General features: G+C 69.4%; 8 protein-coding genes. 7 read left to right on the top strand and 1 reads right to left on the bottom strand.

Annotated features, from left to right (window positions below):
- The 7 genes from HC022_RS15665 to otnC form a co-directional block, all read left to right on the top strand.
- Positions 1–1,144 (top strand): SAF domain-containing protein (locus HC022_RS15665; RefSeq protein WP_167453066.1); only part of this gene is annotated, 1,144 nt, incomplete at its 5' end.
- Positions 1,145–1,171: 27 nt separating this feature from the next.
- Positions 1,172–2,170 (top strand): TRAP transporter substrate-binding protein, encoded by a 999-nt coding sequence (locus HC022_RS15660; RefSeq protein WP_008887408.1) that lies wholly within the window; start codon positions 1,172–1,174, stop codon positions 2,168–2,170.
- Between the two features lie 31 nt (positions 2,171–2,201).
- The gene (locus HC022_RS15655; protein WP_167453065.1) at positions 2,202–2,894 is read left to right on the top strand and encodes a cyclase family protein; all 693 of its coding nucleotides are present in this window, start codon (positions 2,202–2,204) and stop codon (positions 2,892–2,894) included.
- Positions 2,894–3,427: a TRAP transporter small permease gene (locus HC022_RS15650; protein ID WP_167453064.1), complete on the top strand. Its 534-nt coding sequence runs from the start codon at positions 2,894–2,896 to the stop codon at positions 3,425–3,427. The genes HC022_RS15655 and HC022_RS15650 overlap by 1 nt, the downstream gene beginning before the upstream one ends.
- Positions 3,424–4,704: a TRAP transporter large permease gene (locus tag HC022_RS15645; RefSeq protein WP_167453063.1), complete on the top strand. Its 1,281-nt coding sequence runs from the start codon at positions 3,424–3,426 to the stop codon at positions 4,702–4,704. The genes HC022_RS15650 and HC022_RS15645 overlap by 4 nt, the downstream gene beginning before the upstream one ends.
- A 40-nt stretch (positions 4,705–4,744) precedes the next feature.
- Positions 4,745–6,010, top strand: a complete 1,266-nt coding sequence (gene otnK, locus HC022_RS15640) for a 3-oxo-tetronate kinase (protein WP_167453062.1) — start codon at positions 4,745–4,747, stop codon at positions 6,008–6,010.
- Positions 6,007–6,648, top strand: a complete 642-nt coding sequence (gene otnC / locus HC022_RS15635) for a 3-oxo-tetronate 4-phosphate decarboxylase (protein WP_089962341.1) — start codon at positions 6,007–6,009, stop codon at positions 6,646–6,648. Before otnK ends, otnC begins: the two co-directional genes overlap by 4 nt.
- A 76-nt stretch (positions 6,649–6,724) precedes the next feature.
- Here otnC and HC022_RS15630 read toward each other — a convergent pair.
- The coding region (locus HC022_RS15630; protein WP_167453061.1) for a DUF1190 domain-containing protein at positions 6,725–7,148 on the bottom strand (424 nt) is incomplete at its 5' end.

Genomic DNA, 7,148 nt, shown 5'->3' with positions numbered 1-7,148 from the left:
GGGCGACTCCGCGCGCGTCGCGGACCTGCCCTTCGACGTGGCGGTCGAGGCCACCGGCCATCCAGTCCACGGCGCCCGCCACGCCGAGCTGGCCATCGCCGCGGGCAAGCATGTCGCGATGGTCTCCAAGGAAGTCGACAGCGTCGTCGGCCCCGGTCTCGCCGCCATGGCCGCCGACAAGGGCGTGCTCGTGACGCCGGTGGACGGCGACCAGCCGAGCCTGCTGATCGGGCTCATCACCTGGGCGCAGGTGCTGGGCTTCGAGATCGTCGCCGCGGGCAAGTCCAGCGAATACGACTTCGTGCACGATCCCGAGACCGGCACCATCCTCTGCAACGGCGGCACCTACGAGGTGCCCGGGTTCGCGCCCTTCGCCCGCATGGGCGACCGCAGTGCCGCCGAGATCGTGGCGGCAAGGGCCGAGGCCGCAAGCGCCCTGCCCCAGCGCGCCGTGCCGGATCTCTGCGAGATGACCGTGGTCGCCAACGCCTGCGGCATGGGCCCCGACCGCCCCGACCTGCACTGTCCCATCGCGCGCATCGACGAGGTGCCGACGATCCTCAGCGGCACCGAAGACGGCGGTATCCTGAGCCGCACCGGCGTGCTCGAGGTGTTCCATTGCCTGCGCGCCCCGGGCGAGATCAGCTTTGCGGGCGGCGTCTTCGTGGTGATCCGTTGCGACCATGCCGACACCTGGGAGATGCTGCGCGACAAGGGCCACGTGGTCAGCCGCAACAGCAAGACCGCCATGGTCTTCATCCCGCGCCACCTGCTCGGGCTCGAAGCCGCGACCTCGATCCTCGAGGCGGGCCTGCTGGGCGTCTCCAGCGGCGCGCCCGCGCCCGGCCACCACATCGACCTCGTGGCCCATGCCGACCGCGACCTGCCAGCCGGCCACCGGCTGGCCATGGGCGGCCACCACCATTCGATCGAGGGCGTTTCCGCCCGGATGATGCCCGCGGGCGCACTCGACGGCGACAGCCCCGCGCCCTTCTACCTCGCCTCGAACTGCCGCCTCGCGCGGGACGTGGCGGCAGGAGAGCTCATCCGCATGCGCCATCTCGAGATCCCGCAGGACAGCGTGCTGGCCCGGCTTCGCGAAAGCCAGGACACCCGCTTCTTCAAAGCGCGCAAGAGCGCCTGACCGTACGACACCAAGGGAGGACCCGACATGACACTGACCCGACGCAATTTCCTGACCACCGCCGCCACGGCGACCGGCCTCATGGCCGCCCCGGCGATCCTGCGCGCGCAGGGCACGCTGGCGCTGCGCATGGGGCACCCGCACCCCGAGACCGACAGCTGGCAGGACACCGCGCTGTGGATGGCCGACACGCTCAAGGAAAAGTCCGGCGGCGAGATCACGCTGCAGGTCTTCCCCAACGGCCTGATCGGGAACGACCCCACCATGATCAACTCGGTCCGCGCCGGATCGCTCGACATCATGGTGACCGGCAACCCGTTCTTCACAAGCCTCGCGCCCGAGCTCAACGTGCTCGACCTGCCCTATCTCTTCCAGAACCGCGACCACGTGGCCCGCGTGCTCGACGGCGAGATCGGTGACCGTCTGCGCTCCGATTTCGAGGGCACCGGCCTCTTCGCGCTCTCGCTCTGGGAGACCGGCTGGCGCCACGTCACCAACAGCCGCCGTCCCGTCGCCACGCCCGAGGACATCAAGGGGCTCAAGATCCGCACCACGCCGAACCCGGCCCACATCGAGGCCTTCCGCCTGCTCGGCGCCGTGCCGACGCCGATGGCCTTCACCGAGCTTTTCACCGCGCTCGAGATGGGGGCCGTCGACGGGCAGGAGAACCCGACGACGCTGATCCTCAACTCGCGCTTCTACGAGGCGCAGAAGTACCTGTCTCTCACCCAGCACGCCTTTACCGCGGCGCCGCTGGTGACCAATGCCGACAAGCTCGAGGCGATGGGCGAGGACCGCCGGACCCTGCTGATCGAGACCGCGCAGGAAGGTGCCAGGCGCCAGCGCGCGCTCAACGTCGAGCGTGAGGAAACCAGCCTCGCGACGCTCAAGGATGAGGGCATGGAGGTGGTCGAGGAACCCGATCGCGAGGCCTTCCGCGCCATCGTCGCCGACGAGGTGCAGGCCAAGTTCGCCTCGGAGTTCGGCAGCGATCTGATCGACCAGATCAACGGCGCCGCCGCCTGAACCGCAGACACGTGAAGACCAAGAGAACACCATGGACATCGTCGATCTGAGCATGACGGTCGGGCCGCACTTCCGCTGGGCCCCCGAGATTTCCGTCAAGGGTGACAAGAGCGCCGGAGACCAGTTCCGCGTGACCCGGCTCGCCACGACCTGCCATGGGTTCTCGCACGTGGACGCGCAGGCGCATTTCATCGCCGACGGCCCCACCATCGAGAGCACGCCTCTGGACCGGGTGGTGGGGCCGTGCCGCATCTTCGACCTCTCGGGCGTCCAGCCCGACGAGGAGATCGGCCCCGAGACCCTCGCCGCCGCCGATCCCGGCGGCAATCCGGGCGAAATCCTTCTGCTGGCAACGCAATGGGACACCAAGCGCGATTGCCAGACCCGCGAATTCTGGACCGAGGCGCCGTGGCTGAACCGCGCCGCCTCGGAATACCTGCTGGCGCTGGCGCCCACGGCGGTGGCGGTGGACTTCCCGCAGGATTACCCGATCCGGCTGCTCCTCGACGGCATCCGCGTGCCCGACGAAGAGCACGTGACCCATGACGTGCTGCTGCGCGCGGGCGTCACGCTGATCGAATACGTGGTGAACACCGCCGCGCTGAAGGGCAAGCGCACCTGGCTCTGCGCCGCCCCGCTCAAGGTCGGCAACGCCGACGGCGCGCCCGCCCGGATCTTTGCCATCGAGGACATGCCCGGCACCCCCTCCGGGGCGGCCTCCTGATGCAGCCGCCTCCCATCGTCACCGGCATTGTCCGCGCGGCCGACCTTGTTCTGGCCGCGCTCGAGGCGTTTCTCGTTTTCGTGCTCGCCGCCATGATCGTGCTGGTCTTCGGCAACGTCGTGCTGCGCTACGGCTTCGACAGCGGCATCACCGTAACCGACGAGGTCTCGCGCATGATGTTCGTCTGGATCGCCTTCGCCGGCGCCATCGCGGTGTCGCGCCGCCATCAGCAGCTGGGAGTCGATTTCGTCGTCGCGGCGCTGCCCGTGCTGCCGCGCCGGATCGTGCACCTGCTCGGCAATCTCGCGATCCTGTTCTGCTGCTGGGTGCTGGTCTCGGGGGCCTGGGGGCAGATGCAGCTCAACTGGATCAACACCGCGCCGGTCTCGGGCCTGCCCACCGCGCTCACCTATGCGGCGCCCTGGCTCGGGGGCATCGGCATCGGCTGCGTGGCCTTGGCCAACTCCCTCGGCGCGGCCTTCGGATACACCGCCGGCGCCATGGCCTCGGGGGAAGAGGACCACGGCGCATGACCACCATCCTGATCTTTCTCGTCGTCCTCATCGTGGCGGTCACCACCGGTGTGCCCATCGCCTTCGGCCTGATGCTCGCCGGGATCGGCATGCTGTGGCAGATGGGCTTCCTTGACTGGCAGTCCATCGCGCTGCAGATGACCAACAGCGCCGACAGCTTCCCACTGCTCGCCATCCCCTTCTTCCTGCTCGCGGGCGAGGTGATGAACGCGGGCGGCCTGTCGAAAAGGCTGGTGGCCCTCGGGCTCGCGCTGGTCGGCCACCTGCGCGGGGGCCTCGGCTACGTCGCCATCGTCACCGCCGTGCTGCTGGCGAGCCTCTCGGGCTCGGCCATCGCCGACACCGCCGTGCTCGCGGGGATGCTGGTGCCGATCATGCGCAGCTCGGGCTACCCGATGGGCCGCGCCTCGGGGCTCATCGCCTCGGGCGGGATCATCGCCCCGGTCATCCCGCCGTCGATCGGCTACATCGTCTTCGGCGTCGCGGGCAACGTGTCGATCACCCGGCTGTTCCTGTCGGGCATCGTGCCGGGCGTCGCCATGGCGCTGGCGCTGACCGCGACCTGGTGGCTGATGTGCCGGCGCGAGAACATGTCGACCCTGCCGCGCAGGTCCGGCGCCGAGATCCGCACCGCGCTCGTCAACGCGCTGGTCGCGCTGATGCTGCCGGTGATCATCGTGGGCGGGCTCAAGTTCGGCATCTTCACCCCGACCGAGGCCGGTGTCGTGGCCTGTGTCTACGCGATCTTCGCGGGCGCCATCATCTACCGCGAGATCAGCCTCAAGGCGCTGTACGACTGCATGATCAGCGCGATTCGCACCACCGCCGCCGTCATGCTGCTGATCGCCGCCGCGGGGATCACCGCCTATGCCATCACCATCGCCGGCGTGCCGCAGCAGCTTGCGGGACTGCTCGGGCCGCTCGCCCAGCACCAGGTGCTGCTGATGCTCGCCATCGTGCTGATCGTGATCGCCGTAGGCACCGCGCTGGACTTCATCCCGACCATCCTCGTGCTGACCCCGGTGCTGCTGCCCATCGCCAAGCAGGCGGGCATCGACCCGGTCTACTTCGGCGTGGTCTTCATGATGTCCGCCGCCATCGGCCTGCTGACGCCCCCGGTCGGCGCCGTGCTGAACGTGGTCTGCGCCGTGGCGCAACAGCGCTACTCGGACGTGGTTCGGGGCGTGTTCCCCTTCATCGTCGTCCAGCTTCTGCTGCTGGTCCTGCTGGTGCTGTTCCCGCAGATTGTCACCGTCCCCGGCCAGTGGCTTTACTAGGCGCGAGCCGCCCCACTGGCCCGAACACCGGAGCGAACCCATGATCCTTGGCGCCATTGCCGACGACCTGACCGGCGCGACCGACCTGTCGCTGATCCTCTCCCGCAACGGCATGCGCGTCGTGCAGGTGATCGGCGTGCCCCACACGCTCGACACCGTCGCGCAGGATGCCGACGCCGTGGTGATCGCGCTCAAGTCGCGCACCAACCCCGCGGCCGAGGCCATCGAGATGTCGCTCGCCGCCGCCCGCGCGCTGCAGGCCGCTGGCGCAAAGCAGCTCTTCTTCAAGTACTGCTCGACCTTCGATTCCACCGACGAGGGCAACATCGGCCCGGTCGCGGCGGCGCTGATGGAGCATCTCGGGACCGCCACCACCATCGCCTGCCCCTCGTTCCCCGAGAACGGCCGCACGGTCTACAAGGGGCATCTCTTCGTCCTCGACCAGCTGATCTCGGACAGCCCGATGAAGGACCACCCGCTGACGCCGATGCGGGACCCGAACCTCGTGAGCGTGCTGTCGCGCCAGACCGACCGGCCCGTGCGGCTTGTGGCGCATGAAACCGTGCGCAGCGGAGCCGCCGCAATCGAGGCCGCCATCGCGCAGGAGCCCGGCATCTGCATCGTCGACGCGATCTCGGACGAGGACCTGCGCGCCATCGGCCGCGCCGTGGCCGAATTGCCGCTGGTCACCGGCGGTTCTGCCGTCGCCATGGGCCTGCCGGATGTCTACCGCGAGAAGGGCTGGATCACCCCCGCCGCCCCGGGCGAGGGCTTTGCCGCCCCCGAGGGCCGCGGCGTGATCCTCGCCGGGTCCTGTTCTGCCATGACCCGCCGCCAGATCGCCGCCGCCGAGAAGGCGGGCGTGCACATGCTTCGGCTCGACGCGCTCGAGATCGCGAGCGGCGCCACCACGCCCGAGGCGGTGGTCGCATTCGTCGAGGCGGCATCGCAGCGCTCGGACCTGCCGCCGCTGGTCTATTCCAGCGCCGATCCCGCCGTCGTGGCGCAGGCGCAGGACAAGCTCGGCCGGATGCGCGCGGGCGAGGTCGTCGAGGAGCTGCTGGCGAGCGTCGCCGCCTCCCTCGCCGCGCGCGGCTTCACCCGCTTCATCTCGGCCGGTGGCGAGACCTCGGGTGCGGTGGTCGCGGCGCTTGGGACCTCGGCCCTGCGCATCGGACCCGAGATCGACCCGGGCGTGCCCTGGGTCTCGGCGCTCGATGCGGATCGCCCGCTGTGCCTCGCGCTGAAATCTGGCAACTTCGGGGGCGAGGACTTCTTCCTCAAGGCATGGGAGATGCTGGTATGACCGCGACCCTATCCGAGGCCACCAAGGCCCGCGACCGCATCTGCGCCGTGGGCAAGTCGATCTTCGACCGCGGGCTGACCTTTGGTTCGACCGGCAACATCAGCGTGCGCCTGTCGGACGGCAGCATGCTGATGACGCCGACCAATGCCTCGCTCGGGGCGCTCGACCCCGCGCGGCTGTCGCGCTTCGACGCGGACGGCACCTTCCTCGACGGCGACAAGCCGACCAAGGAATCCTTCCTGCACATGTGCATGTACTGCCAGCGGCCGCATTCCAACGCCGTGGTGCACCTGCACTCGACGCATTCCGTCGCCGTCAGCGTGCTGGCCGAGGTCGACCCCGCGGACGTTCTGCCGCCGCTCACCGCCTATTACGTGATGCGCGTTGGCCGGCTGCCGCTGATCCCCTATTTCGCGCCCGGCGACGAGAAACTCGCCCGCGCGGTCGAGGAGCAGGCCGGCGACAACCACGCGGTGCTGCTCGCCAACCACGGACCCGTGGTCGCGGGCGGTTCGCTGGAAGAGGCGCAATACGCGACCGAGGAACTGGAAGAGACGGCGAAGCTCTTTCTGATGCTGCAGGGCCACAAGACCCGGCCGCTGACCGACGATCAGGCCGACGCGCTGCGCAAGCGCTGACGCCCGCATCGCGAAACGGAAAATCCGCCGCGACGCACCCCGTCGCGGCGGTTTTCATGTCTACGGGACCAGCGCCTCAGCCGCCGAACATGCGCGAGCCGCCGCTGCCGCCGAAGCCGCCGCGAGACGAAACCGTCGCCGGCGTCAGCGGCGCCTTGCCCACGGTCGTGGGCGGTGTGCGGAACTGGCTCGAGCTCATGTTGCCGCGCCCGGCATTGGTCGAGAACGTCGAGTTGCCAGAGGCGTTGGTGAACCCGCCCTGCCCGTTGCGATAGAGCGGCTGCGACGCGGCAAACCCGCTGCGGCCGCTCGTCATGTTGCCCAGCAGGTAGCCCATCATCAGCGGCATGAAGATGCTGCCCGAGCCGCCGCCCGCGGCCTGTGCCTCGGTCCCGCAGGAACCCTCGCCGTGCTCTTCCTCGCAGAGCTCGCGGCTGTCGTAGCGCGGCGCCGACTGCACGTGCAGCTCCTGCGCCTGCGCGAAGGCCGCATCGCAGTCG

It is taken from the genome of Salipiger sp. HF18 (assembly GCF_011806505.1).
Classification (GTDB): domain Bacteria; phylum Pseudomonadota; class Alphaproteobacteria; order Rhodobacterales; family Rhodobacteraceae; genus Salipiger; species Salipiger thiooxidans.
Note: the sequence above shows the minus strand (reverse complement) of the source record. Positions and strands in the feature narration are given on the sequence as shown.

What these genes read in the sequence shown, in the direction of transcription:
- HC022_RS15655 (WP_167453065.1), top strand. Translation starts at nt 2,202, where the DNA reads ATGGACATCGTCGATCTGAGCATGACGGTCGGGCCGCACTTCCGCTGG.
- HC022_RS15650 (WP_167453064.1), top strand. Translation starts at nt 2,894, where the DNA reads ATGCAGCCGCCTCCCATCGTCACCGGCATTGTCCGCGCGGCCGACCTT.
- otnK (WP_167453062.1), top strand. Translation starts at nt 4,745, where the DNA reads ATGATCCTTGGCGCCATTGCCGACGACCTGACCGGCGCGACCGACCTG.
- HC022_RS15660 (WP_008887408.1), top strand. Translation starts at nt 1,172, where the DNA reads ATGACACTGACCCGACGCAATTTCCTGACCACCGCCGCCACGGCGACC.
- otnC (WP_089962341.1), top strand. Translation starts at nt 6,007, where the DNA reads ATGACCGCGACCCTATCCGAGGCCACCAAGGCCCGCGACCGCATCTGC.
- HC022_RS15645 (WP_167453063.1), top strand. Translation starts at nt 3,424, where the DNA reads ATGACCACCATCCTGATCTTTCTCGTCGTCCTCATCGTGGCGGTCACC.